Origin of the sequence: Nocardia asteroides (assembly GCF_900637185.1) — a bacterium.
GTDB lineage: Bacteria > Actinomycetota > Actinomycetes > Mycobacteriales > Mycobacteriaceae > Nocardia > Nocardia asteroides.
On sequence record NZ_LR134352.1, the window covers coordinates 3,111,518 to 3,137,013 of the forward strand.

Annotated in this window: 25 protein-coding genes, 1 tRNA gene and 1 pseudogene; 21 read left to right on the forward strand and 6 right to left on the reverse strand. The window is 69.0% G+C overall.

Annotated elements, in window-relative coordinates:
• Positions 1–70 precede the first annotated feature (70 nt).
• The 9 genes from trpC (at position 71) to EL493_RS14625 (ending at position 9,105) form a co-directional block, all read left to right on the forward strand.
• Entirely contained in the window at positions 71–892 is an 822-nt protein-coding gene (gene trpC, locus EL493_RS14585) for an indole-3-glycerol phosphate synthase TrpC (RefSeq protein WP_019046355.1), read from the forward strand.
• A complete protein-coding gene (gene trpB, locus EL493_RS14590) occupies positions 889–2,151 on the forward strand; it encodes a tryptophan synthase subunit beta (RefSeq protein ID WP_019046356.1) in 1,263 nt (420 codons plus the stop codon). Before trpC ends, trpB begins: the two co-directional genes overlap by 4 nt.
• Entirely contained in the window at positions 2,148–2,948 is an 801-nt protein-coding gene (gene trpA / locus EL493_RS14595) for a tryptophan synthase subunit alpha (RefSeq protein WP_019046357.1), read from the forward strand. Before trpB ends, trpA begins: the two co-directional genes overlap by 4 nt.
• Positions 2,949–3,197: 249 nt before the next feature.
• Positions 3,198–4,268, forward strand: a complete 1,071-nt coding sequence (gene lgt, locus EL493_RS14600) for a prolipoprotein diacylglyceryl transferase (RefSeq protein WP_019046358.1) — start codon at positions 3,198–3,200, stop codon at positions 4,266–4,268.
• Positions 4,269–4,495: 227 nt separating this feature from the next.
• The gene (locus tag EL493_RS14605) at positions 4,496–5,032 is read left to right on the forward strand and encodes a TM2 domain-containing protein (RefSeq protein WP_019046359.1); all 537 of its coding nucleotides are present in this window, start codon (positions 4,496–4,498) and stop codon (positions 5,030–5,032) included.
• A gap of 163 nt (positions 5,033–5,195) precedes the next feature.
• Positions 5,196–5,954: a transporter substrate-binding domain-containing protein gene (locus EL493_RS14610; RefSeq protein WP_019046360.1), complete on the forward strand. Its 759-nt coding sequence runs from the start codon at positions 5,196–5,198 to the stop codon at positions 5,952–5,954.
• A 3-nt stretch (positions 5,955–5,957) separates the two neighbouring features.
• On the forward strand, positions 5,958–6,629 hold the full coding sequence (locus EL493_RS14615; protein WP_019046361.1) for an amino acid ABC transporter permease: 672 nt from the start codon (positions 5,958–5,960) through the stop codon (positions 6,627–6,629).
• A gap of 146 nt (positions 6,630–6,775) precedes the next feature.
• Positions 6,776–8,194, forward strand: a complete 1,419-nt coding sequence (gene pyk, locus EL493_RS14620; RefSeq protein WP_126405707.1) for a pyruvate kinase — start codon at positions 6,776–6,778, stop codon at positions 8,192–8,194.
• Between the two features lie 41 nt (positions 8,195–8,235).
• Positions 8,236–9,105, forward strand: coding sequence for an acyl-CoA thioesterase (locus EL493_RS14625; protein ID WP_019046363.1), 870 nt, complete (start codon positions 8,236–8,238; stop codon positions 9,103–9,105).
• 7 nt (positions 9,106–9,112) lie between these two features.
• On the opposite strand, the gene EL493_RS14630 is transcribed toward EL493_RS14625, so the two are convergent.
• The 3 genes from EL493_RS14630 to EL493_RS14640 form a co-directional block, all read right to left on the reverse strand.
• Positions 9,113–9,484 (reverse strand): hypothetical protein, encoded by a 372-nt coding sequence (locus EL493_RS14630; RefSeq protein ID WP_019046364.1) that lies wholly within the window; start codon positions 9,482–9,484, stop codon positions 9,113–9,115.
• Between the two features lie 138 nt (positions 9,485–9,622).
• Positions 9,623–10,243, reverse strand: a complete 621-nt coding sequence (locus EL493_RS14635) for an arsenate reductase/protein-tyrosine-phosphatase family protein (protein ID WP_019046365.1) — start codon at positions 10,241–10,243, stop codon at positions 9,623–9,625.
• Positions 10,244–10,428: 185 nt separating this feature from the next.
• Positions 10,429–10,938, reverse strand: a complete 510-nt coding sequence (locus EL493_RS14640) for a monooxygenase family protein (RefSeq protein ID WP_019046366.1) — start codon at positions 10,936–10,938, stop codon at positions 10,429–10,431.
• A 112-nt stretch (positions 10,939–11,050) separates the two neighbouring features.
• Here EL493_RS14640 and EL493_RS14645 point away from each other — a divergent pair.
• From EL493_RS14645 to EL493_RS14685, 10 genes and pseudogenes are all read left to right on the forward strand, one after another.
• Positions 11,051–11,137, forward strand: a tRNA-Leu gene (locus EL493_RS14645).
• Between the two features lie 237 nt (positions 11,138–11,374).
• Positions 11,375–11,992, forward strand: coding sequence for an ANTAR domain-containing response regulator (locus EL493_RS14650; protein ID WP_019046367.1), 618 nt, complete (start codon positions 11,375–11,377; stop codon positions 11,990–11,992).
• A gap of 270 nt (positions 11,993–12,262) precedes the next feature.
• A complete protein-coding gene (locus EL493_RS14655) occupies positions 12,263–13,420 on the forward strand; it encodes a branched-chain amino acid ABC transporter substrate-binding protein (RefSeq protein WP_019046368.1) in 1,158 nt (385 codons plus the stop codon).
• A gap of 70 nt (positions 13,421–13,490) precedes the next feature.
• A complete protein-coding gene (locus EL493_RS14660) occupies positions 13,491–14,528 on the forward strand; it encodes a branched-chain amino acid ABC transporter permease (RefSeq protein WP_022566587.1) in 1,038 nt (345 codons plus the stop codon).
• Entirely contained in the window at positions 14,525–15,940 is a 1,416-nt protein-coding gene (locus EL493_RS14665; protein WP_019046370.1) for a branched-chain amino acid ABC transporter permease, read from the forward strand. Before EL493_RS14660 ends, EL493_RS14665 begins: the two co-directional genes overlap by 4 nt.
• Positions 15,937–16,881 (forward strand): annotated as a pseudogene (locus EL493_RS33105) (ABC transporter ATP-binding protein); the annotation flags it as partial. The gene EL493_RS14665 and the pseudogene EL493_RS33105, both read left to right, overlap by 4 nt.
• A 147-nt stretch (positions 16,882–17,028) precedes the next feature.
• Positions 17,029–17,721, forward strand: coding sequence for an ABC transporter ATP-binding protein (locus EL493_RS33110; protein ID WP_198041158.1), 693 nt, complete (start codon positions 17,029–17,031; stop codon positions 17,719–17,721).
• Positions 17,722–17,919: 198 nt separating this feature from the next.
• Positions 17,920–20,652: a DNA polymerase I gene (gene polA, locus EL493_RS14675; RefSeq protein ID WP_019046372.1), complete on the forward strand. Its 2,733-nt coding sequence runs from the start codon at positions 17,920–17,922 to the stop codon at positions 20,650–20,652.
• Between the two features lie 121 nt (positions 20,653–20,773).
• On the forward strand, positions 20,774–21,202 hold the full coding sequence (locus EL493_RS14680; RefSeq protein WP_019046373.1) for an SRPBCC domain-containing protein: 429 nt from the start codon (positions 20,774–20,776) through the stop codon (positions 21,200–21,202).
• Between the two features lie 60 nt (positions 21,203–21,262).
• Positions 21,263–22,027 (forward strand): acyl-[acyl-carrier-protein] thioesterase, encoded by a 765-nt coding sequence (locus EL493_RS14685; protein ID WP_019046374.1) that lies wholly within the window; start codon positions 21,263–21,265, stop codon positions 22,025–22,027.
• A gap of 35 nt (positions 22,028–22,062) precedes the next feature.
• Here the strand turns inward: EL493_RS14685 and EL493_RS14690 are convergent, their stop codons facing one another.
• Complete coding sequence (locus EL493_RS14690) at positions 22,063–22,389, reverse strand: DUF6191 domain-containing protein (RefSeq protein ID WP_019046375.1); 327 nt, start codon at positions 22,387–22,389, stop codon at positions 22,063–22,065.
• Between the two features lie 348 nt (positions 22,390–22,737).
• Here EL493_RS14690 and EL493_RS14695 point away from each other — a divergent pair, with 348 nt between their 5' ends.
• Entirely contained in the window at positions 22,738–23,160 is a 423-nt protein-coding gene (locus EL493_RS14695; RefSeq protein WP_019046376.1) for a 2-isopropylmalate synthase, read from the forward strand.
• Positions 23,161–23,226: 66 nt separating this feature from the next.
• On the opposite strand, the gene trxA is transcribed toward EL493_RS14695, so the two are convergent.
• Together trxA and EL493_RS14705 are read right to left on the reverse strand one after the other, a co-directional pair.
• Complete coding sequence (trxA, locus tag EL493_RS14700) at positions 23,227–23,598, reverse strand: thioredoxin (RefSeq protein WP_019046377.1); 372 nt, start codon at positions 23,596–23,598, stop codon at positions 23,227–23,229.
• 48 nt (positions 23,599–23,646) lie between these two features.
• Positions 23,647–24,159 (reverse strand): 2'-5' RNA ligase family protein, encoded by a 513-nt coding sequence (locus EL493_RS14705; RefSeq protein ID WP_019046378.1) that lies wholly within the window; start codon positions 24,157–24,159, stop codon positions 23,647–23,649.
• Between the two features lie 72 nt (positions 24,160–24,231).
• On the opposite strand from EL493_RS14705, the gene EL493_RS14710 reads away from it, so the two are divergent.
• The gene (locus EL493_RS14710; RefSeq protein WP_019046379.1) at positions 24,232–25,311 is read left to right on the forward strand and encodes an isocitrate/isopropylmalate dehydrogenase family protein; all 1,080 of its coding nucleotides are present in this window, start codon (positions 24,232–24,234) and stop codon (positions 25,309–25,311) included.
• Positions 25,312–25,496: the final 185 nt, after the last annotated feature.

Below are 25,496 nucleotides of genomic sequence, written 5' to 3' on the forward strand. Positions count from 1 at the left end.
CATCGGTGAGACAGCGCCTGAGGGGACTCTCAGGTGAGAAGTTCGTCTCCCCAGAAAGGATTCGAGCCAGATGACGGTACTCGACTCGATTCTCGACGGGGTTCGGGCGGATGTTGCCGCTCGCGAAGCCCTCCTCGATTTTCAGGCGATCAAGGCCGCCGCGGCCGCCGCGAAGGCGCCGCTGAACGCGAGCGCCGCGCTGCACGAGGACGGGATCGGTGTCATCGCCGAGGTGAAGCGTGCCAGCCCCTCCAAGGGCGCGCTGGCCGACATTCCCGACCCGGCCGTCCTGGCCAAGGCCTACGAGGACGGTGGCGCCCGCATCATCAGCGTGCTCACCGAGGGCCGCCGCTTCGGTGGCTCGCTCGACGACCTCGACGCCGTCCGCGCCGCCGTGAACATCCCGGTCCTGCGCAAGGACTTCGTCGTCGGCCCGTACCAGATCCACGAGGCCAGGGCGCACGGCGCCGACGTCATCCTGCTGATCGTGGCCGCGCTCGAACAGGACGTGCTGTCCTCGCTGATCGACCGCACCGAATCACTGGGCATGACCGCTCTCGTGGAAGTGCACACCGAGGAAGAAGCCGATCGCGCGCTGGAAGCCGGCGCGTCGGTGATCGGCGTCAACGCCCGCAACCTCAAGACCCTCGAGGTCGACCGCGACGTGTTCGCGCGGATCGCCCCCGGCCTGCCGTCGGAGGTCATCCGGGTCGCCGAGTCCGGTATCCGCGGCACCGCCGACCTGCTGGCCTACGCCGGCGCGGGCGCCGACGCGGTGCTCGTCGGCGAGGGCCTGGTGACCAGCGGCAACCCGCGCGCCGCGGTGTCGGAGCTGGTGACCGCCGGTACCCACCCGTCCTGCCCGAAGCCGGCCCGCCGGAGCATCCGGTGACCGCGCTGCCCCAGGCCAGTGCCGGCGTCGCCCAGCACAGCGACTACGAGCCCGACGCGGGCGGCCACTTCGGCGTCTACGGCGGACGGCACGTCCCCGAGGCGCTGATGGCGGTGATCGAGGAGGTCACCGCCGAGTACGACAAGGTCCGTACCGACCACAGCTTCCTCGACGAGCTCGACCGGCTGCAGCGCGACTACACCGGCCGCCCGTCGCCGGTGTTCGAGTGCACCAAGCTGGCCGAGCACGCCGGCGGCGCGCGGATCTTCCTCAAGCGCGAGGACCTCAACCACACCGGCTCGCACAAGATCAACAACGTGCTCGGCCAGGCGCTGCTCGCCAAGCGGATGGGCAAGACCCGCGTCATCGCCGAGACCGGCGCGGGCCAGCACGGTGTCGCCACCGCGACCGCGTGCGCGCTGCTCGGCCTGGACTGCGTGATCTACATGGGCGCGGTCGACACCGCCCGCCAGGCGCTCAACGTGGCCAGGATGCGGCTGCTCGGCGCCGAGGTAGTCTCGGTGACCACCGGCTCGCAGACGCTCAAGGACGCCATCAACGAGGCGCTGCGCGACTGGGTGTCCAACGCCGACGACACCTACTACTGCTTCGGCACCGCCGCGGGCCCGCACCCGTTCCCGCTGATGGTGCGCGATTTCCAGCGCATCATCGGGATCGAGGCGCGCGCACAGATCCAGGAGCGCGCGGGCAGGCTGCCCGACGCGGTCGTGGCCTGCGTCGGCGGCGGCTCCAACGCCATCGGCATCTTCCACGCCTTCATCCCCGACGCCCACGTCCGGCTGATCGGCTACGAAGCCGCCGGTGACGGCGTCGAGACCGGCAGGCACGCGGCCACCTTCACCGGCGGCACGCCCGGCGCCTTCCAGGGCGCCTACTCGTACCTGCTGCAGGACGAGGACGGCCAGACCATCGAATCGCATTCGATCTCGGCCGGTCTGGACTACCCGGGCGTCGGCCCCGAGCACGCCCACCTCAAGGACATCGGCCGCGCCGAGTACGCGCCGATCACCGACACCGAGGCGATGGACGCGCTGCTGCTGCTCTCGCGCGCCGAGGGCATCATCCCGGCGATCGAGTCCGCGCACGCCGTCGCCGGCGCGCTGAAGCTGGGCAAGGAACTCGGCCAGGGCGCGATCATCCTGGTCAACCTGTCCGGCCGCGGCGACAAGGACATGGACACCGCGGGCCGCTGGTTCGGTCTGTTCGACGACGACGCCGCCGAGGAGAACCCGAAGTGAGTCAGCAGTCCCGTCTGGCCAACACCTTCGCCGCCGCGCGCGCGCAGGACCGGGCCGCGCTGATCGGCTACCTGCCCGCGGGCTACCCCGACCTGGCCGGTTCCATCGAGGTCTGCAAGGCCATGGTCGAATCCGGTTGCGACATCGTCGAAGTGGGCGTCGCCTACTCCGACCCGGTGATGGACGGTCCGACCATCCAGGCCGCCGCCGAGCAGGCGCTGCGCGGTGGCGTGCGGGTGCGCGACGTGTTCTCCGTCGTCGAGGCGATCACCGGCGCCGGTGGCCAGGCCGTGGTGATGAGCTACTGGAACCCGGTGCTGCAGTACGGCGTCGACAATTTCGCGCGTGACCTGGCCGCCGCCGGTGGCGCGGGCATCATCACGCCGAACCTGATCCCGGACGAGGCCGACGACTGGTTCATCGCCTCGGCCACCCACAACCTGGACCGGATCTTCCTGGTCGCGCCGTCCTCCACCGAGGAGCGCCTGGTGAAGACCCTGGAGGCCTCGCGCGGCTTCATCTACGCGGCCTCGACCATGGGTGTGACCGGTGCCCGCGACGCGGTCTCCTCGGCCGCGCCCGCGCTGTGCGCCCGCGTGCGCGCGCACTCCGACATCCCGATCGGTGTCGGCCTCGGTGTGCGCTCGGGGGCCCAGGCCGCCGAGATCGCCGCCTACGCCGACGGCGTCATCGTCGGATCGGCGCTGGTCTCGGCCGCCGCCGAGGGCCTGGACGCGGTCCGCGCCCTCACCGCCGAACTCGCCGAAGGCGTGCGGTCGGCGACCGTTCGCTCCTAGCTGTTCCGCCTCTCCGCGTTGTACCGCCTCTCCGCGACTTCTGGCCAGATCCAGGTGCGGGGTCGGACGGCCACGCGGCCGGCGGTCGGGCGGGAGCCGGGGCAGCCCGTCCCCGGTGAGTTACCCATGTCCTCGCGAACCGGTGTCGTGCCGGGACGGATTCGAGTCTGGCGCGCGTGGCTTCGTCATGTCGACGACGACCGCCGTCAGGGTCACAGTCACTCGCCGGTACGGCACTGAACTAACGTGGTGGCCGTGAACTCAGTCCTGGCCTACATTCCGAGTCCGCCGCAGGGTGTCTGGCACCTCGGACCCTTCCCGCTGCGGGCGTACGCGCTGTTCATCATCCTCGGCATCGTCGTCGCCATCTGGTGGGGCGAGCGCCGCTGGCAACAGCGCGGCGGTCAGCCGGGCGCCGTGCTCGACGTCGCGATGTTCGCGGTGCCGTTCGGCCTGATCGGCGGCCGGCTGTATCACGTGGCGACGGACTGGCAGAAGTACTTCGGCCCCGGCAAGCACCCGATCGAGGCGCTCTACATCTGGCAGGGCGGCCTCGGCATCTGGGGCGCGGTGTTCCTCGGCGGCATCGGCGCCTGGATCGGCTGCCGCGTGTACAAGATCCCGCTGCCCGCGCTGGGCGACGCGATCGCGCCCGCCGTGCTGCTCGCCCAGGCCATCGGCCGGCTCGGCAACTACTTCAACCAGGAGCTCTACGGCCGCACCACCGAGGTGCCGTGGGGTCTCGAGATCTACGAGCGCTTCGATCCGGAGACCGGCGCGCGGGACATGATGAACGGTGTCTCCACCGGTCAGGTGCTCGAGGTCGTGCACCCGACGTTCCTCTACGAGCTGGTGTGGAACGTCCTGGTCGTCATCGCGCTGGTGCAGATCGACAAGCGGTTCAAGATCGGGCACGGCCGCCTGTTCGCGCTCTATGTCGCCGGCTACAGCTTCGGCCGGTTCTTCGTCGAGCTGATGCGCAGCGACGAGGCCACCCACATCCTCGGCATCCGGATCAACTCGTTCACCTCCGCGCTCGTGTTCCTCGGCGCCATGGCCTATTTCGCGCTGGCCACCAAGGGCCGCGAGACGCCCGCCCAGCTGCAGCCGGGCGGTGAGCCGCGGCCCTGGCCGTGGCAGTTCTCGGCGCTGCGGGCGGCGGACGCCGCCGCCGTTACCGAGGCGAAGGACCCCGTCGACGCGAAAGCCGACGACGCGGACAAAACGCCCACCGAGGACGCCGAATCGACGGAATCCGCGGCAGCGGGCAACGACGCGGCGACCGCGGAGCCCGAGCAGAGCGGAGCGAAAAAGGCCTGATCACGGCTTCGCATCCAGTCACCGACGGGCGTCCGGCAACATTCCGGGCGCCCGTCGCGATATTGCGAGCGAGTGTCGAGGGCAGTTCCGTGCGGGACCCGAGGAGACAACGGCCGGTCGGTATGACCACAATGGCCGGTGATCGTCGGTGGCGCATCGCCGTTCGGCAGATCGCCACACCGGCCGGGGGCCACGACGGGTACCCGCACGAATGATGGAGGACATGAGTGACCGACCCCTATAACCCCAACCCGCAATACGGGCCCGACCTGAGCAAGCAGCCCGACGCGCCCGGGCAGCCGCAGTACGGTCAGCCCGCCTACGGCCAGCCGTCCGACCCGTACGCCCAGCAGCCCGGCTACGGCCAGCAGCAGCCGGGGTACGGTCAGCCGCAGTACGGCCAGCCGCAGCCGCAGTACGGTCAGCCCGCCGACCCCTACGGTCAGCCGCAGCCCGCGTACGGCCAGCCCTACGGCGCCATGCCGCAGGGGTACAACCCGAACGACCCGGAGGCGCCCTACGGCCGGGACATGTACGGCGTCCCGTTCTCGGACAAGCAGAAGCTGATGGCCGGTCTGCTGGAGATCTTCCTCGGCAGCTTCGGTGTGGGCCGCTTCTACCTCGGCTACACCGGCCTGGGCATCGCCCAGATCGCCGTGGTCTGGCTGACCTGCGGTATCGGCGCCATCTGGCCGCTGATCGACGGCATCATGATGCTCACCGGCAAGGTGCCCGACGCCCAGGGCCGCCCGCTGCGCGACTGATCGCCTGCCCTTCGTGAACGGGTACTCCGCGTCCGGCGGAGTACCCGTTTCGCGTTTCCCGGCCGGAATTGCGATCACCATGCGCAATACTCTGTGTCGCACCGTGGTGGCGCCGTAGCGTCGCTTGGCCTGCGCGTGCCCGATACGCGCAGCGGAGAAAGGGATGTCCGTGCGCACACTGCTTGCCGCCGCCGTACTCGCCGTCGTCGCCGCGACGGGCCTGTCGGCCTGCTCCTCCGACGCCGACCCGAACGTGCTGAAGGTCGGGACCGAGGGCACCTACGCGCCGTTCAGCTACCAGGACAACGGCCAGCTCACCGGCTACGACGTCGAGGTGGCGCGCGCGGTCGGCGAGAAGCTCGGCAAGCGGGTTGAGTTCGTGCAGACCCCGTGGGACTCGATCTTCGCCGGCCTCGAGTCCAAGCGCTTCGACCTGGTCGCCAATCAGGTCACCGTGAATCCCGAGCGCGCCGCCAAATACGCGCTGTCGCAGCCCTACACCGTCTCCGAGGGCGTGATCGTCACCAAGGCCGACAACACCACCATCACCTCGCTCGCCGACCTGAACGGTAAGACCACCGCCCAGTCGGCCACCAGCAACTGGGGCAAGGTCGCCGCGGGCGCGGGCGCGAAAGTCGAAGCGGTGGAAGGGTTCGTGCAGGCGGTGCAGCTGCTGAAGGCGGGCCGCGTCGACGCCACCGTCAACGACACCCTGGCCGTCGGCGAGTACACCAAGAAGACCGGCGACACCGGCATCAAGATCGCGGCCGAGACCGGCGAGACCAGCAAGCAGGCCCTGGCCGCCCGCAAGGACGACGCCGCGCTGATCGCCGACATCGACGCCGCGCTCGAACAGCTGCGGGCCGACGGCACCCTGGCCCGGCTGTCGGAGAAGTACTTCGGCACCGACGTCAGCAAGTAGCGGATGGATTCCGCGACCAGGGAGCTGATCTGGCACAACCTGTGGCCGATGGCGAAGGCCACGGTGACGGTGACCCTGCCGCTGACCGCGATCAGTTTCGTCATCGGCCTGGCGATCGCCGTCGGGGTGGCGCTGGCCAGGATGTCGTCGAAGCGGGTGCTGTCGCTGCCCGCCCGCTTCTACATCTCGATCATCCGCGGTACCCCGCTGCTGGTGCAGCTGTTCATCGTGTTCTACGCGCTGCCGCAGTTCGGGATCGTCATCGAGCCGTTCCCGGCGGCGGTCATCGCGTTCAGCCTCAATGTCGGCGGGTACGCCGCCGAGGTGGTGCGCTCGGCGATCATGAGCGTGGCGCACGGGCAGTGGGAGGCGGCCGAATCGCTGGGCATGACCTACCCCCAGACGCTGTGGTGGGTGGTGTTCCCGCAGGCGTCGCGGATCGCCGTGCCGCCGCTGTCGAACACCCTCATCTCCCTGGTCAAGGACACCTCGCTGGCCTCGACCATCCTGGTGACCGAGCTGCTGCGCACCGCCCAGCTGGCCGCCGCCCCGACCTTCGACTTCTTCGCCCTCTACGGCGTGGCGGCCCTGTACTACTGGGTGATCTGCCTGATCCTCGGCTTCTTCCAGACCCGCCTGGAAACCCGGCTCTCGCGGCACGTCGCCGTTCGGTGACAACCGATTTCGTGAACACCTGGGTAACTCGCCGGGAACGCCCGGGCCGGGCCCCGTCGATATCCGCCGGTCCGGCCGGGTGGCGGTCGGGCACCCGCCGACCGGCTGAGTACGCGGAGAGTCGGGACAGGACTACGCTCTAGGTCGTGATGCGACGGACGAAAATTGTGTGCACCCTCGGGCCGGCCACAGCCACCCAGGACCGTATTCGTGAGCTCGTCGACAGCGGCATGGATGTGGCCCGGCTGAACTTCAGCCACGGCGAACATGCCGACCACGCCGACAACTACAAGATGGTCCGCGCGGCCTCGGACGAGTCCGGCCGCGCGGTCGGCATCCTCGCCGACCTGCAGGGCCCCAAGATCCGCCTCGGCCGCTTCGCCGACGGCCGGACCACCTGGGCCAACGGCGAGCAGGTGCGGATCACCGTCGACGAGGTCGACGGCACCCACGACCGGGTCTCCACCACCTACAAGCAGCTCGCCAAGGACGCCAAGGCCGGTGACCGCCTGCTCGTCGACGACGGCAAGGTCGGCCTGACGGTGGAGTCCATCGACGGCAACGATGTCGTCTGCCGGGTCACCGAGGGTGGCCCCGTGAGCAACAACAAGGGCCTGTCGCTGCCCGGCATGGACGTGTCGGTGCCCGCCCTGTCCGAGAAGGACATCGAGGACCTGGAATTCGCCCTGAAGCTGGGCGTGGACTTCATCGCGCTGTCGTTCGTGCGCTCGCCGTCCGACATCGAACTCGTGCACGACATCATGGACAAGGTCGGCCGCCGGGTGCCGGTCATCGCCAAGCTGGAGAAGCCGGAGGCGATCGAGAACCTCGAGGCGATCGTGCTGGCCTTCGACGCGGTGATGGTGGCCCGTGGCGACCTGGGCGTGGAGCTGCCGCTCGAGCAGGTGCCGCTGGTGCAGAAGCGCGCCATCCAGATGGCGCGCGAGAACGCCAAGCCGGTCATCGTCGCCACCCAGATGCTGGAGTCGATGATCGAGAACTCCCGCCCGACCCGCGCCGAGGCCTCCGACGTGGCCAACGCGGTGCTCGACGGCGCCGACGCGGTGATGCTCTCGGGCGAGACCTCGGTGGGCGCCTGGCCGATCGACGCGGTGCGCACCATGAGCCGCATCGTCACCGCGGTGGAGTCCGAGACGAACCGGGTCCCTCCGCTGACCCATGTGCCGCGCACCAAGCGTGGTGTGATCTCCTACGCCGCCCGCGACATCGGCGAGCGGCTCAACGCCAAGGCGCTGGTGGCCTTCACCCAGTCCGGTGACACCGTGCGCCGCCTGGCGCGGCTGCACACCCCGCTGCCGCTGCTGGCCTTCACCCCGCTGCCGGAGGTGCGCAGCCAGCTCACGCTGACCTGGGGCACCGAGACCTTCATCGTGCCGATGGTGGAGAGCACCGACGCGATGATCCATCAGGTCGACCAGGCGCTGCTGTCGATGGATCGGTACCGCAAGGGTGACCTGGTGGTCATCGTCGCCGGTTCCCCGCCGGGTACCGTCGGTTCCACCAACCTGATCCACGTTCATCGCATCGGCGAGGAGGACCACTAGTCGTGAACAGTTCGGCAGGCGGATCGACCGAGGTCGAGCCAGTGCACGGCGAGCAGTCACCCGATCTGCGGGTGCTGCTCGACCTGCTCGACCTCGAGTCGATCGGGGATGACGTCTTCGTCGGCAACCACCCGGAGAAGGTGTGGAGCCGCACCTTCGGCGGGCAGCTGGTGTCGCAGGCGATCGTCGCTGCCGGACGGACCGCGGGGGAGCGGCCGCTGCATGCGATCAACGCGCACTTCGTGCGCGGCGGCGACGTGAAGAAGCCGATCGAGTATCACGTGCAGCGGCACCGCGACGGGCGCGCGCTGGCCAATCGGACCGTCACCGCCAGCCAGGACGGCCAGGAGCTGTTCGTCATGCTGGCGGCGTTCCAGGACTGGGGTAAGGGCCTCGAGCACGCCCACGAGGGTCCCCAGGTGCCCGATCCGGAGTCGCTGCCGCGGATCGAGGAGAGCTTCGCCGGCTTCGAGGACAAGCTGGAGATGTTCATCAACGCGCCGCACCCGATCGACATGCGCTACACCAACGATCCGGCGTGGATCCTCAAGGGCACCGGCGAGAAGCTCAACCACAACCGGGTCTGGATGCGTACCGACGGCACGCTGCCCGACGATCCGCTGCTGCACGTGGCCGCGCTGGGGTACTCCTCCGACACCACGGTGCTGGATTCGATCATCACCACGCACGGACTGTCGTGGGGTCTGGACCGGATCCTGGCGGCGACGGTGAACCATTCGATCTGGTTCCACCGCCCGTTCCGGTTCGACGATTGGACGCTGTACGCCACCGAGTCGCCGGTGGCGGCGGGCTCGCGCGGCCTGGCGACCGGCCGGTTCTATTCGCGCAGTGGCGAACTGCTGGCCACCACGGTGCAGGAAGGCGTCATCCGCCACTTCCCGGCGCGCTGAGCCGGCCTCATCGGCGGCGCTCGACGTCGAGTTCGAGCTCGACGTCGGTGCGCTGATGGGCGCGCAGCCGGAACGGGACGGCGTGGCTCGCCGCGCCGTACACCGCCAGCGCCAGTCCGTGTTCGAGGTCGGCGATGTCGGCGTCGGTGAGGTCGGCCGGATCGCCCACCAGGCTCAGCGCGATCTCGGCGGTGGCCTCCCCGTCCGGTTCGCTACCGGGACGCGCACGGCGCCACTGTGATTCGAGGTCCAGGTGGACCGGATCGGTGGCGTCGACGGGCAGCGTGAACCGCCAGGCGAAGACGTCGCGGTCGCTCAGATGGTCGTCGAGGACCGCCCGGATTCCGGCGACGATGCGGTCCAGCGTTTCCGGCGTCACAAACACGTGGAGCGAAACATCCGAAATGCGTTTCGGCAAGTCTCCAGTCCTTGTCGTGTGTCGAACCAGCTAGGGGAACTTCCCACGTCCGCGCCGAAGTGTAATCGCTACGGGCCCGGACGAACAGCCCGACAGCGGTCAGCGTGCGCGCTGCGCGGCCAGAAACGCCGACAGCGGCCGGGCCGGACCGGGCTGTATCACCAGCCCGGGGCGATCGTCGTCGTCGGCGAGTTCGCTCCGTTCGTGCGGAGCCAGCGCGGCCAGCAGCGGGAACAGCAGCTCGGCGATGCGGTCGCCGACCTCGAGGAACGCCTCGGGCGACAGGCCGAGGGGGTCGGCGATGTTCTCCCGGCCCACGTAGGCCAGGTCGTTGCGGGCCCGGTGCAGCGCGGCAATGGATTTCGCCCCGGTGACCTTGGCGATGCGATGCGCCTCGGCCAGGGTGAAGGTCCGCGGCGCCGCCCCGAAGGCCAGCTCGACGACCTGTTCCCGCAGCGATTCGGTCATCGTGAGCACGAGATCGGCGCGATCCACCATCTCGGGCCGGATTTTCCTGGCCTTGAATCCGGTGGTGTCGCCACCGAGTCCGGCGATGGTCTCCGCGGCCAGCGGTTCCGGCGGAAAACCGACCAGCGCACGCGTTCCCGCGCTCTCCGCGGTGAGCCCGGGCAGGCCGTTGTCCGCAGCGAACGCCCGGGTGAGCCGTTCGGCGATCACCGAGCGGCAGACGTTGGAGTTGCAGACGAACAGCACGTGCATATCGACACCGTAATCCCGTCGATTGTCGCGCAGTAGAGCTACATCGGAACGATCACAGGCGCGGTGCTGGTTATTCACCTCTCGGTTGAATTGCGTACACGAATCGCGATGCGCAAATCCATTGTGTGTGACCGTGATACCCGCGAGATAACGTCTGAAAACCTTTCGATCATATGTGTCGAGCGTCACTCGCCGGTGTCGTAGTAATTCGATTCGGAAATAACCGGTGGCACGGCCGGTTGGTCGCCGTGTACCCGGCCGCGGGTGGAGAACATCGGACCGCGGGCGGGGACCACCGGCGCGAACGCGGCCAGGCCCGCGGGCCGGGTCATGTCGTCGTAGACGGCGTCGATACCGCCGCGGCGGAAGTAGGCCTCGTGCCAGAAGCCGGTGCCACCGGAATCGCGCAGGAATTCCGACCACCACTGCCGGTGCGGCGCCGACCGGGTCCAGCGTTCGAGGGAGTCGAGGTCGCGCCAGTACTGCCGGGCGCCCCAGTGCGGCGGCAGCATCGACCACACCACGTCCTCGTGCAGCAGCAGCCCGTCGGGCCGGTCGGCGTGCGACCGGTAGAGCTTGGGGCCGACGCCGAGCAGGCGCAGCAGCCCGCGCGGGGTGCGCACCCGCATGCCGAGCAGGATCATCACCAGGTCGGGATAGTCGTCCAGATCCACCGTCAGCCGGTTCACCCGCATGTCCGAGCCCTTTCGCCGTCCCGCCCTCACCGGTACAACGACCTGGCGGTGCGCGCGGTTCGACCGGCGGTTCGCGTCGCGGCGCGCCGAGACGCTATAGTGACCGCGGTGCGCCGGGTTGGCGGAACTGGCAGACGCGACGGTCTCAAAAACCGTTGTCCGAAAGGACGTGTGGGTTCGAGTCCCACACTCGGCACCACGGCGGCGGCGCGAGGCGATCGCGCTCCGCGGGGGAGTATCGATCGCGGGGTGTGCGCGACGTCTCCGCGCTGACGTTCACCGGCGGTTTCCGACCGCTCAATGCATTCTGTGCGGAAGCGAAAGGTACTCTTTACATCACTCGGTCACCCACGACGGGTTTATCGGCCGGCTCGTCCGATGCCGTCGACCGTCGTGGTGTGATCGACAGGCATCGGAATCCAGAGGGGTCGAACCTATGAGCACGAATGCAGGGGGCGCCGGCGCCGCACGTGAGGCCGTGGCCAAGCGCGTCGTCGTCGCCGAGGACGAGGCCCTCATCCGGATGGATCTCGTCGAGATGCTCAAGGAAGAGGGCTACGAGGTCGTCGGCGAGGCGGGCGACGGACAGCAGGCCGTCGAGCTGGCCGAGGAGCTGCGTCCGGATCTGGTGATCATGGACGTCAAGATGCCGCGCCGGGACGGTATCGACGCCGCGGGTGAGATCGCGTCGAAACGTGTTGCGCCCGTGGTGATCCTGACCGCGTTCAGTCAGCGCGACCTGGTCGAGCGGGCCCGCGACGCCGGCGCCATGGCCTATCTGGTGAAGCCGTTCACCAAATCGGATCTGGTGCCCGCGATCGAACTGGCCGCGAGCCGTTTCCACGAAATCACCGCGCTGGAAACCGAAGTCGCGAATCTGTCGGATCGGCTGGAGACGCGCAAACTGGTCGAGCGGGCCAAGGGTGTGCTCATGCAGACCCAGGGGCTCTCGGAACCGCAGGCGTTCAAATGGATTCAGCGCACCGCGATGGACCGGCGCACCACGATGAAGGCGGTCGCCGAAGTGGTCCTGGAGAACCTCACCCCGCAGTGACGTAGAACCGCACGTCGGATCGCGAGCGAAAAGCCGGAAAACTTTACGTAAGCGAAACAATAATGTGAACTACGACTGGACACGAAGCGTCCGACATGATGCGAATGTGATGCGGATCTAACAAACCGGCGATATGTTCTGTCCGGGCTGAACGTGGTCGGCCCCCTCGGTGACCCCGGGGAGCACAGGACATAGAGGTGAGACGTGCTCAGTTCGACATGGCGCAGTCGTTCGACGCGAGGAGTTCTGGTAATCGGAGCTGCCGCGTCGTTGGTGTTGTCCGGATGCAGCGACAAGTCGTCCGACGGCGGCGGTGGCGGCAACACCGATCTCTCGATCCAGCCGGTGGTCCAGCTCGATACCCAGGGTAAGGCTGTCGCGCAGACCGACGCCGGGGCCGCCGCCGACCCGGCCGGCGACGGCAAGGCCAAGTGCGCGCCGCAGACCATCGCGATGGCGGGCCCGCTGACCGGTGGCAACGCCGCGCTCGGCATCAACATCATCAACGGCGTGAAGCTGGCCCTCGACCAGCACAACAAGGCCAACCCGGATTGTCAGGTCTCGGTCAAGCAGTTCGACACCGAGGGCAAGCCGCAGATCGCCAGCCAGGTGATCCCGACGATCGTCAGCGACCCGAGCATCGTCGCGCTGGTCGGTCCGACCTTCTCCGGGGAGACCAAGGCGACCGGCCAGATCCTCAGCGAGGCGGGCATGCCCACGCTGACCGCCTCGGCCACCAACCCGACGCTCACCGAGAACGGCTGGAAGACCTTCTTCCGCGGCCTCGGCAACGACAACTCGCAGGGCCCGGCCGTGGCCAACTACCTGACCGGGGAGAAGGGCTACAAGAAGATCTGCGTGGTCCAGGACAACACCGACTACGGTGCCGGTCTGGCGCAGGCCTTCAACGCCGCCGCCGGCGCGGCCGCCGACCCGTCCTGCGCGGTCAGCGTCAAGGAAGGTGACAAGGACTTCTCCGCCGCGGTGTCGAAGCTGTCGGCGGCCAAGCCCGACGCCATCTTCTACGCCGGGTACTACGCCGAGGCCGCGCCGTTCGTGCAGCAGCTGCGCTCTGGCGGGGTGACCGCGACCTTCGTCTCCGCCGACGGCAGCAACGACCCCGAGTTCGTGCGGCAGGCGGGCAGCTCGTCCAAGGACGCGCTGCTGTCGTGCCCGTGCAGCCCGGCGCCGGAGAAGTTCGCCACCGAGTACAAGGCGCTCAACGGCCAGGCACCCGGCGTCTACTCGGTCGAGGGCTACGACCTGACCACGATCCTGCTCAAGGGCATCGACTCCGGCAAGATCACCCGCCCCGAGCTGGTGGACTACGTCCGCAACTACGACGGCACCGGTGTCGCCCGCCAGTACAAGTGGGGTCCGACCGGCGAGCTGGCCAACATCCAGATCTGGATGTACGAGGTCAAGTAGTCCCCACGAAAGTGTGTAGCGGTGCGCGTGGCCATGCCACGCGCACCGCTCGCCTGACGCGAGAGAAACCATGACATCAGCGGCTTCGCTCGGTGTGACCCTGTTGGCCGAGGGTTCCATCGATTTCAACGTCTCCGGGGTGATCGACCAGTTCTGGCGATTGACCGTCGACGGTCTCACCTACGGCTCGGTCTACGCCCTCGTCGCCGTCGGCTACACCCTGGTGTACGGCGTGCTGAGGCTGATCAACTTCGCCCACTCCGAAATCTTCATGCTCGGCATGTTCGGTACCTACGTCGGTCTGGAACTGCTCGGCTTCGCCCCCAGCGGCAATGTGTACTCGCAGGGCGTCGTGCTGACGGTGACCTACCTCGGGCTGGCGATGCTGTTCGGCATGCTGGTCTCCGGCGTCGCCGCGGTCGGCCTCGAACGGGTGGCCTACCGGCCGCTGCGCAAACGCGGTGCCAAACCTCTCGCGTTCCTGATCACCGCGATCGGTATGTCGTTCGTGATCCAGGAGTTCGTCCACTACATCCTGCCCAAGATCCGGCCGGGCCTCGGCGGCACCAACGCCCAGACCGGTATCCGGCTCGTCGAGCCGAAGGTGCAGTTCAGCTTCCTCGGCGCCGACGTCACCAATGTGGCGATCGTGATCATCGTCGCGGCCGTGGTGCTCGCGGTCAGCACCGAGATCCTCATCAACCGCACCAAATTCGGCCGCGCCATCCGCGCCGTGGCCCAGGACCCCGACACCGCGACCCTGATGGGCGTCTCGCGGGAACGGGTCATCGTGCTGACCTTCCTCATCGGCGGCCTGCTGGCCGGTGCCGCCGCCATGCTGTACACCCTGCGGGTGCCCACCGGCATCATCTTCTCCGGCGGCTTCATCCTCGGCATCAAGGCCTTCAGCGCCGCGGTCCTCGGCGGCATCGGCAACCTGCGCGGCGCGCTGCTGGGCGGTCTGCTGCTCGGTGTGGCCGAGCAGTACGGCCAGATCCTGTTCGGCTTCGAATGGCGCGACGTGGTGGCCTTCGTCCTGCTGGTGACCGTGCTGATGTTCCGGCCCACCGGTATTCTCGGCGAGAGTCTGGGGAGGGCGCGCGCATGACCGACCTGACGAAAACCCCGGTGGCACAGCCTGATCGGCGCGGCGTCGGCGACGCGATCCGCACCTGGTGGGACGGGCTGTCGCGGCAGCAGCAGTGGGTGGTCGGCATCCCGGTCATCGCCGTGCTGGCGATCGTGCCGCTGTTCCCACCGCCGCTGCTGGACACCCCCGGGGTGAGCTTCGGCGGCGTGATGGCGCTGTTCGCGATGTACGCGCTGATCGCGATCGGCCTGAACGTGGTGGTCGGCCAGGCGGGCCTGCTCGACCTCGGCTATGTCGGCTTCTACGCCGTCGGCGCCTACACGGTGGGCCTGCTCACCAGCGCGAACAGCCCGTGGAACCAGACCGACGGCGGCTGGCTGAATCCGAGCTGGGCCTGGCTGGCGTGTGTGCCGATCGCGGTCGCGCTCACGGCGCTGTCCGGCCTGATCCTGGGCACCCCCACCCTGCGCCTGCGCGGTGACTACCTGGCCATCGTGACGCTGGGCTTCGGTGAGATCGTGCGCCTGATGGCCGACAATCTCGGCGAGCTCACCAACGGCAGCCTCGGCCTGTCCAAGATCGCCTACCCGCAGGTGGGCGAGTCGGAGGAACTGCCGGGCGGCTACTTCTCACCCGGCAACCTCGGCGACCCCGACACCTGGAATCCGTTCCAGCGGGCCAACAACGGCACCTGGTGGTTCTGGCTCGGCATGGTCCTGGTGATCATCGTGCTGCTGATCATCGGCAACCTCGAGCGCAGCCGGGTGGGCCGCGCGTGGGTGGCCATCCGCGAGGACGAGGACGCCGCCGAGATCATGGGCGTGCCGACCTTCAAGTTCAAGCTGTGGGCGTTCACGATCGGCGCCTCGGTCGGCGGCCTGTCCGGCGCGATGTACGCCGGTCAGGTCACCTACGTCAATCCCAAGCAGTTCGACATCATCCTGTCGATGCTGTTCCTGTGCGCGGTCGTGCTCGGCGGTTCGGGCAACAAGCTCGGTGTGATCGTCGGCGCCTTCCTCATCGCGTACCTGCCGCTGCGGTTGCAGTCGGTGCAGCTGGTGTCGACCGAGTCGACCGGTTACCTGCTGCTCGCGGTGGACGCGGTCCTGTTGATCGGGCTGTGGGCACTGTGGAAGTACCGCAGGGACGCGATCGGCGTCTGGGGACAGCGGGCGGTGATCGGCGTCTCGATCGTCGCGGTGATCTGGGGATTGCTGCTGTTCGGCAGCGTGCTGCTGTTCCGCAAGGGCGGCGCGCAGACCCTCGGCGACCTGAAGTACCTGTACTTCGGTATCGCCCTGGTGGTGATGATGATTCTGCGGCCCCAGGGTCTGTTCCCGGTGCGGCAGAAACTGCTCACCTATGGCAGGCAGGTGTACCAGGCGGTCGTGCGCAAACCGGCCGCCGGATCGATCGGAGCACAGCGATGACCGGCCCGGGCGCGGGAGACGCGCTGTACGACAACGAGGACATGTCGGCCGGGTACAAGCCCGCGCCGGAGGTCGAGCCGGTGGGCGAGGTCGACGTCACCGCGGTCCTGCCCGAACTGGGCGACGCGGAGACGGTGGCCGATGTCGTCGCCCCGCATCGCGACATCGACACCGCGGTGGGCGAGCCGCTGCTGCGCACCGACGGGCTCACGGTGCAGTTCGGCGGTCTGACCGCGCTCGACAGCGTGAGCTTCGAGATCCGCCGCGGCGAGATCCTGGGCCTGATCGGCCCCAACGGCGCGGGCAAGACCACCTGCTTCAACGCCATCACCGGCGTCTACAAGCCGGCCGCCGGCAGCGTGCACTTCGACGGCAAGCCGCTGGCCAGGACCAAGCGCAACGAGATCACCCGGCTCGGGATCGCGCGCACGTTCCAGAACGTGCGGCTCTTCGGCGAGATGACGGCGCTGGAGAACGTGGTCGTCGGCACCGACGCCCGCCACACCACCTCGGTGCCGGGCGCGGTGTTCCGCACGCCGAAGCACCGGCGCGAGGAACGCGACGCCATCGAACGCGGCATGGCGCTGCTCGAGTTCGTCGGTATCGCGCCGCGCGCGGTGGAGAAGGCGCGCAACCTGTCCTACGGCGATCAGCGCCGGCTCGAGATCGCCCGCGCGCTGGCGACCGAACCCAAGCTGCTGTGCCTGGACGAACCGGCCGCCGGGTTCAATCCCAGCGAGAAGTCGGCGCTGATGGATCTGATCCGCAAGATCCGCGACGACGGCTACACCGTGCTGCTGATCGAGCACGACATGCGCCTGGTGATGGGCGTGACCGACCGGATCGTGGTGCTCGAGTTCGGGCGCAAGATCGCCGACGGCCTGCCCGCCGCGGTGCGCGAGGACCCGGCCGTGATCGCGGCCTATCTCGGCGTACCCGACGCGGACACCGTCGCGGAGGTCCGCGAGGAGGCCGGCGCCGCCGCGGCGGCCGCGGCCGAACCCACCCGGGCCCCGGTCGCGGTGGTGGAAGCGGCGCAGGAGGAGCCCGCGGCCGCCGCGGACGTGCCGCTGCTCGAGGTGCGCGACATGGTCGTGCACTACGGCAGAATCGAAGCGCTGCACGGCATCTCGCTGTCGGTGTCGCAGGGCGAGCTGGTCACCCTGCTCGGCGCCAACGGTGCGGGTAAGACCACCACCATGCGCGCGCTGTCGGGTCTGCTGCCGCTCACCTCGGGCCGGATCCTGTTCGAGGGCAAGGACATCACCGGCATGAAGGCGCACGACCGGGTCGTGCAGGGCCTGATCCAGGCGCCGGAGGGCCGCGGGGTGTTCCCCGGGATGACGGTGGCCGAGAACCTCGACATGGGCTGCTACGGCAGGCCGTTCGAGCAGAAGGCCGAGTATCAGCAGACGCTGGACTGGATCTTCGAGCTGTTCCCGCGCCTGGCCGAGCGGCGCAAGCAGGTCGGCGGCACCCTCTCGGGTGGTGAACAGCAGATGCTGGCCATCGGCCGGGCCCTGATGGCGCGTCCGAAACTGCTGCTGCTCGACGAACCGTCGATGGGTCTGGCGCCGATGGTGATCCAGCAGATCTTCAAGATCATCAGCGAGATCAACCGCCAGGGCACCACCGTGCTGCTCGTCGAGCAAAACGCCCAGCAGGCCCTCACCCGCAGCCACCGCGCCTACATCCTGGAAACCGGCGAGGTCACCAAATCCGGAGCGGGCGCCGCCCTGCTCACCGACCCCGCCGTCATGTCCGCCTACCTGGGGCACTGAGTTATCGGAGCGCTGGCGCGCTCGAGTCGCGGCCCTGGGGGTCCCGCCGATCAGGCACCGTTGCTTGCTCCTTCGTCGCGTACGCAACGGCACCTGATCGGCGGGACGGCCGCGACCCGCCGGGGCCCCTCCTCGAGGTCGGGCCGTTCGGCGCGGCGGCGTTAGCCCGTGTCGGTGGTGGTCCCTACACTCATCCGGGTGAGTTCACCGACGACTGCTCAGGCATCGACAACGACCACTGCCTCCGGGGGTGAGCGGCCCACGCTGCTGCTCCTGGACGGGCACTCGCTGGCGTACCGCGCGTTCTTCGCGCTACCGGCGGAGAACTTCAAGACCGTCACCGGGCAGACCACCAACGCGGTGTACGGGTTCACCTCGATGCTGATCAACCTGCTGCGCGACGAGAAGCCCAGCCACGTGGCCGCGGCGTTCGACGTGTCCCGCAAGACCTTCCGCACCGAGGCGTACCCGGAGTACAAGGCCAACCGCAGCGCGACCCCGGACGAATTCCGCGGCCAGGTCGAACTCACCAAGGACGTCCTCGGCGCGCTGGGCATCCCCGTGATGGCCATCGACGGCTACGAGGCCGACGACGTCATCGCCACGCTCACCACCCAGGCCGTGGCCCAGGGCTACCGGGTCTTCATCGTCACCGGCGACCGCGACGCGATCCAGCTGGTCAACGACGACGTCACCGTGCTGTACCCGCGCAAGGGCGTCTCCGACCTGACCCGGTTCACTCCCGCCGAGGTGGAGACCAAGTACGGTCTCACGCCGGCCCAGTACCCCGACTACGCGGCGCTGCGCGGCGATCCGAGCGACAACCTGCCCGGCATCCCCGGCGTCGGCGAGAAGACCGCCGCCAAGTGGATCCGCGAATACGGCGATCTGGCCACCCTCGTCGACAAGGTCGACCAGGTGAAGGGCAAGGTCGGCGACGCGCTGCGGGCCAACCTGTCCAGCGTGGTGCTCAACCGCCAGCTCACCGAGATGGTGCGCGAGGTACCGCTGCCCTACACCCCCGATCAGCTGGCGCAGGCGCCGTGGGACCGGGAGAAGATCCACCAGCTCTTCGACGACCTGGAGTTCCGGGTCCTGCGCGACCGGCTGTTCGAGACCCTCGGGTCCGCCGAGCCGGAAGCCGAGTCGGGGTTCGAGATCAGCGGAGGCGCCCTGGACCAGGGCGCGGTCACCGACTGGCTGGTCGAGCACGCGAAAGCTGGTGTGCGGCACGGCATCTCGATCGCGGGCACCGGCACCCCGGTGCACGGTGAGGCCCGCGCGCTGGCCATCGCCGCCGCTGACGGTGAGGGCGGCTACATCGACCTGACCGTGCTGACCCCCGAGGACGAGGCCGCGCTGGCCGCCTGGCTGGCCGACCCCGCCGTCCCGAAGGCGCTGCACGAGGCCAAGGCCGCGGGGCACGCGCTGCGCGGGCGGGGGTTCACCCTGTCGGGGCTCACCAGCGACACCGCGCTCTCGGCCTACCTGGTCCGGCCCGGTCAGCGCAGCTTCAACCTCGACGACCTGTCGCTGCGCTACCTCAAGCGCGAGCTGCGCGCCGAGACCGGCGACTCCGGCCAGCTCTCGCTGCTCGACGACGAGGACACCGTCGCCGAGCAGACCGCGCGCGAGCTGATGCTGCGCGCCCGCGCCGTCGCCGATCTCGCCGACGCCCTCGACGCCGAGCTGGCCCAGATCGAGTCGACCGCCCTGCTCGAGGAGATGGAGCTGCCGCTGCTCGGCGTGCTCGCCGAGCTCGAGGAGGCCGGCATCGCGGTCGACGTGGCCCAGCTCGAATCGCTGCAGCGCCAGTTCGCCGACCGGGTCACCGAGGCCGCGAACGCCGCCTACGACGTGATCGGCAAGCAGATCAACCTCGGCTCGCCCAAGCAGCTGCAGGTGGTGCTGTTCGACGAGCTCGACATGCCCAAGACCAAGCGCACCAAGACCGGTTACACCACCGACGCCGACGCGCTGGAATCGCTGTTCGAGAAGACCGGCCACGCCTTCCTCGAGCACCTGCTCGCGCATCGCGACGCCACCCGGCTCAAGGTCACCGTCGACGGCCTGCTCAAGTCGGTCGCCGACGACGGCCGCATCCACACCACCTTCAACCAGACCATCGCCGCCACCGGCAGGCTCTCCTCCACCGAGCCGAACCTGCAGAACATCCCGATCCGCACCGACACCGGCCGCCAGATCCGCGACACCTTCGTCGTCGGCGCCGGCTACACCGAGCTGATGACGGCCGACTACAGCCAGATCGAGATGCGGATCATGGCCCACCTCTCCGGCGACGAGGGCCTGATCGAGGCCTTCAACTCCGGCGAGGACCTGCACACCTTCGTGGCCTCGAAGGCCTTCGACATCCCGCTGTCGGAGGTCACCCCGGAGATGCGCCGCCGGATCAAGGCGATGTCCTACGGTCTGGCCTACGGCTTGAGCTCCTACGGACTGTCGGCCCAGCTGAAGATCAGCACGGCCGAGGCCAAGGAGCAGATGGACGTCTACTTCGACCGTTTCGGCGGTATCCGCGACTACCTGTCCGAGGTCGTCGACGAGGCCCGCAAGGTCGGCTACACCCAGACCCTGTTCGGTCGCCGCCGCTACCTGCCCGACCTGGATTCCAGCAACCGCCAGCGCCGCGAGGCCGCCGAGCGGATGGCGCTCAACGCCCCCATCCAGGGCACCGCGGCCGACATCATCAAGGTCGCGATGATCAACGTGCAGAACGCGATTCGCGAGGCGGGCCTGCGTTCGCGGATGCTGCTGCAGATCCACGACGAACTCGTCTTCGAGGTCGCCGAGGGCGAGCGGGAAGCGCTCGAGACCCTGGCCAGGGACCAGATGTCGGCGGCCATCGAGCTCTCGGTTCCGCTCACCGTCTCGGTGGGCACCGGCCGCAGCTGGGACTCCGCGGCGCACTGAGCCTCGTCGCCGGGGTGACCGCGCGTCACCCCGGCGACCGGAGCGGTTGACGTGTTCGTCCAAGACCCGGCGGTGGTGGCGGTCGTAGAGTCGAGATAGCCGATCCGAGGAGATGAGAGTCATGACCGGATTCGTGGCCACCGCGGAGACCGAGATCGCCGCGTCACCCGAGCGGGTCTGGGAGGTACTGACCGATCCCGCGCAGATTCGCCGGTTCATGTTCGGTGCCGAGGTCGACACCGACTGGCAGCCGGGCAGCCCGATCGTCTGGCAGGGCGAGTACGAGGGCACGCGCTACGAGGACAAGGGCACGATCCTGGCGGCCGACCCCGGCAAGCTGCTGAAACTCACCCACTACAGCCCGCTGGGCGGCGCGCCCGACCTGCCCGAGAACTACCACACGCTCACCTACGAGCTGACCGCGAGCGAGGCGGGCACCCACCTGTCGCTGAGCCAGGACAACAACGCGAGCCCGGACGAGGCCGAGCATGCCCGGTCCATGTGGACCGGCCATGTCGACGGCATCAGGGCGGCGGCCGAGGGCGGGTAGTGCCGCGTCGACCGGAGATGCGTCACCGTTTCGTGCGCGCGGTGTGGCAGCATCGGCGCTATGAGCGCCGATGTCATCGCCAGCCCGCTGCCCGACTGCCCCGACATCACCCGCGCCTTCGCGGTCTCGTGGCCGGTGCGGCTCGGTGACACCGACGGGCAGGACCGGCTGCGGCTCGACGCTGTGGCGCGCTACCTGCAGGACATCGGGTTCGACCACCTGGACGCGGTCGAGGACGGCGACACCCACCAGGCGTGGATCGTGCGGCGCACGGTCATCGACGTGTACGAACCGATCGAGTTCGGTGACCGGGTGCAGCTGCGCCGCTGGTGCGATGCGCTGTCGAACCGCTGGTGCGACATGCGGATTCAGCTGAAGGGGGAGCGCGGCGGGCACATCGAGGCCGCCGCGTTCCTGATCCACATCGATCCGGTCGCGGGCAGGCCCGCCCGGATGAGCGACGCGTTCATGGCGCCGATGCTGGCCAGCACCACCGAGCACCGGCTGCGCTGGCGGGCCGCGCTCACCGAACTCGACGACCCCGAGGTCGAGGCGGTGGCGTTCCCGCTGCGGGTGACCGACGTGGACCGGCTCGGCCACGTCAACAACGCGGTGTACTGGGGCGCGGTCGAGGAAGCGCTCGCCGCGCATCCGGACCACCACGAACTGCCGTACCGGGCGATCGTCGAGCACGTAGGACCGGTGATGATCGGCGACAAGGTGGTGCTGCGCACGAGCGCGCGCCCCGAGGGTCTGCGGGTGCAGCTGGACGTGGACGGGTCGGCGCGGGCGCTGGCCTCCGTCGACCGGCTGGTCACCCGGTAGGACACGAAAGCAGTTCGCCCGCAGGCGATCTCGCTCTAGGCGGGCGGGGGAGCCTGCGTGCGGGCGACCAACCGGGCCGAGCCGCCCGTCAGATCCACCCGATCACGGGGTGGGGCGCCCTCGGAGGGCGTCTCCCGGTGCATCAGGGTGCTCTGCCGCTGCTCGAACTCGTGATGCTTGGACCCCTGGAACATGGCGGTGAGGTGTTCGAACCCGGTGGCCGCGACGGCGGGTCCGGTGCGCTTGCGGGTCCAGGGCAGGATCCGGGTCCCGGTCAGGCGGTTCACCACCACTTCGAGCAGGGCGAGCGCAATCAGCAGGATCGCCAGCCCGGGGATCGTCATCGCGAAGACCGTACCCATACATCTCACCGTACCCGGGTGGTCGGGTCACTGTGCTGAGCTGCAGTGATGGTACTCACGAGTAGACACGACGGGAAGATATGCAGGTTGCGGTTTCGCGACGATCGCCCTATTCTCGAACGCGTGCCGAATCCCGCCGACCGCTTCACCGCGCTGCTTGTCGCTGACCGCGACCGCGCGGTTGCTGCTGCGCAGACCGCGCAGGCAGCCACACGGCAGATTCTTCTCGTAGTAACCCGCCGTAGCGGGGTCTGATTCGGACCGGCCCCCTCGCTGCGGGCTGATTTTCATTGTTCTGCTGGTCCCCACCTGCCAACGAAGACCATCTTCGGGAAGACCTCACCTGCAATGACACTGCTGACACTGGACCGTGCCCTGTTCGACGCCGCCCCCAAGGGCCTGCGCGCCGAGACCTTCGACCTGACTCCCGCCGAGTTCCTCGCGCGGTACACCCGCCTCGCGGGACCCATCGCCCTCGGTGAATTCACCTGTTCCGGAACGGATTTCACCGCGACCCTGGAATTCGCCGACCACCTGCGCACCGTCATCGCGGCCGGCAGCCCCGTCGCCGCCATGACCTCCGCGCTCTACGACGAGGGCTACCCCCTCGAGATCCTGCGGTTCCACCAGCGCCGCACCGACGACGGCACCGCCACCTACGTGCAGTGCGAGTTCAACGGCAGGCGCGGCTGGGCCGCGGCGATGGCCGCCGACGGTGCCGAATCCACCGTCCGCGCCATGATCGCCTGCGTCAACCAGCTCGCCGGCTGACCGCCACGAGTACGCGAAGGGCCCGTTCACCTCACCGGAGGTGAACGGGCCCTTCGCTTTTCGCGCCTATTCGGCGGCGGAGGCCTGCTCGGCGATCTGCTTGCGTACCTCGTCCATGTCCAGGCCCTTGACCTGGGTCACCAGGTCTTCCAGCGCGGCGGGCGGCAGCGCGCCCGGCTGGGCGAACACGAGTACGCCCTCGCGGAAGGCCATGATGGTGGGGATGGACCGGATGTTCGCCGCGGCGGCGAGCCCCTGCTCGGCCTCGGTGTCGACCTTGCCGTGCACCACGTCGGTGTGCTTCTCCGACGATGCCTCGAAGGTCGGCGCGAAGCTGCGGCACGGTCCGCACCAGGAGGCCCAGAAATCGACGAGGACCACGTCGTTTCCGGTGATGACTTCGTCGAAGTTCTGCTGGGTCAGCGTCTGGGTGGCCATGACGTCCCTTCCTTGTCGGTTCCTCGGCTGTAACGCCGTGGCGTCCCTCTATCTTCCACCGACCACGACACGCTCCTGCCGTGCCTCCCCGTCCCAGCGGCGAATGCCCACCACAACGGCGGGAAAATCGTGGTCGGCGGCCACCGCGGTGATCGCCGGGCCCAGCCGCTCCGGCGGCACCCGCCGGGCCAGGGTGACGTGCGGTGTCCAGGCGCCGGGCCGCATCGTCGCGGGCACCCCGGGGCACGGTTCGACCATCGCGTGTACGCGTCGCTGCAGGTCGAGCAGGTCGGCGGTGACCACCACCGAGCGCACCAGGATCGGCCTGCGCGCGCCGAACACCAGCAGCCCGCCGAGCCGGATCGGCAGCGGCCGGAAATCCAGCCCGGTCAGCGCGCGGTCGATCCTGGGCCAGATCTCGCGGGCCACCGCGACCGTCACGTGCGGCCGGTGGCCCGGGCCGCGGGGACTGGCGATCCCCGCCGCCGCCAGGACCGCCCACTGCCTGCGGACCTCGGCCTCGGCGTGTTCGTCGAGCAGCAACTCCACCGACTGCACCATGGTCTGCAGAAAATAGTCGCTCCGGCGTGTCCCCGCGCGCAGGTCGGCACCGGCGGGCGCGAGGATGAACGGGTGAACGCGACGAAGACGAGCCTGCGGCTCGGTGTGATCGACGGTGACGGAATCGGGCCCGAGGTGGTCGCCGCGACCAGGGCGGTCGTCGACGAGGCCGTCGGCGCCGTGGGGCTGGCGCCGGTGGAGTGGGTGCCGCTGCTGATGGGGCACGAGGCCATCGCGGCCTACGCCGACCCGCTGCCCGAACAGACGCTCACGGCGCTGGAAGACCTCGACGCCTGGATCCTGGGCCCGCACGACAACGCGTCCTATCCCGCCGACCTGCGGGTGGCCCCCGGCGGCGCCATCCGCAAACGCCTCGGCCTCTACGCCAACATCCGGCCCGCGGCGGCCTTCGCCGGGGTGCGGGCGAGCGCGCCCGACATCGATCTGGTGATCGTGCGGGAGAACAGCGAGGGCTTCTACGCCGACCGCAACATGTACGCCGGGTCGGGGGAGTTCCGGCCGACGCCGGACGTGGCGATGGCGGTCGCGGTGATCACCCGGCAGGCCTGTGAGCGGATCGCGCACCAGGCGTTGCGGCTGGCGCGGGGCAGGCGCAAGCGGGTCACGGTGGTGCACAAGGCGAACGTGCTGCCGATGACGACCGGGCTGTTCCGCGACGTCTGCTACGAGGTGGCCGAGCAGTACCCGGACGTGCGGGTCGACGACGAGCACGTCGACGCGATGGCCGCGCACCTGGTGCGCGCGCCCGGCGAGTACGACGTGATCGTCACCGAGAACCTGTTCGGTGACATCCTGTCCGACCTCGCGGGTGAGCTGGCCGGCTCGCTCGGCATGGCCGCCTCGCTCAACTGCTCCGACACCAGGGCGATGGCGCAGGCGGTGCACGGCGCCGCGCCGGGACTGGCGGGCCGCAATCGCGCCAATCCCGCCGCCCTGCAACTGTCCGCGGCGATGTTGTTGCGGTGGTTGGCCGTTCGCGACGGGGACCGCGCGCTCGACGACGCCGCCGACCGGATCACCCACGCGGTCGCGGCCACCCTGGCGGCCGGAATCGCGACCGCGGATCTGGGCGGTCTGGCTTCCACCAGCGAATTCACCGAGCAGGTCAGCGCGCGCGTGCACCGGAGGTGAAGGGACCCCTTTCACATTGGCTGATTAATCTTCGGTTACTGTCGCACCACGCTGTGTCCGGTTCGCATACATTGCCAAACAGGCGCTGACACGTGGCCGGCGTCGACGTGAAATGTGGAGGCTCCTTTGTCTGTTCGTATTGTTCTCGGCCGCGGCGCCGTGCGGCTGTTGTGTACCGCGGCCGC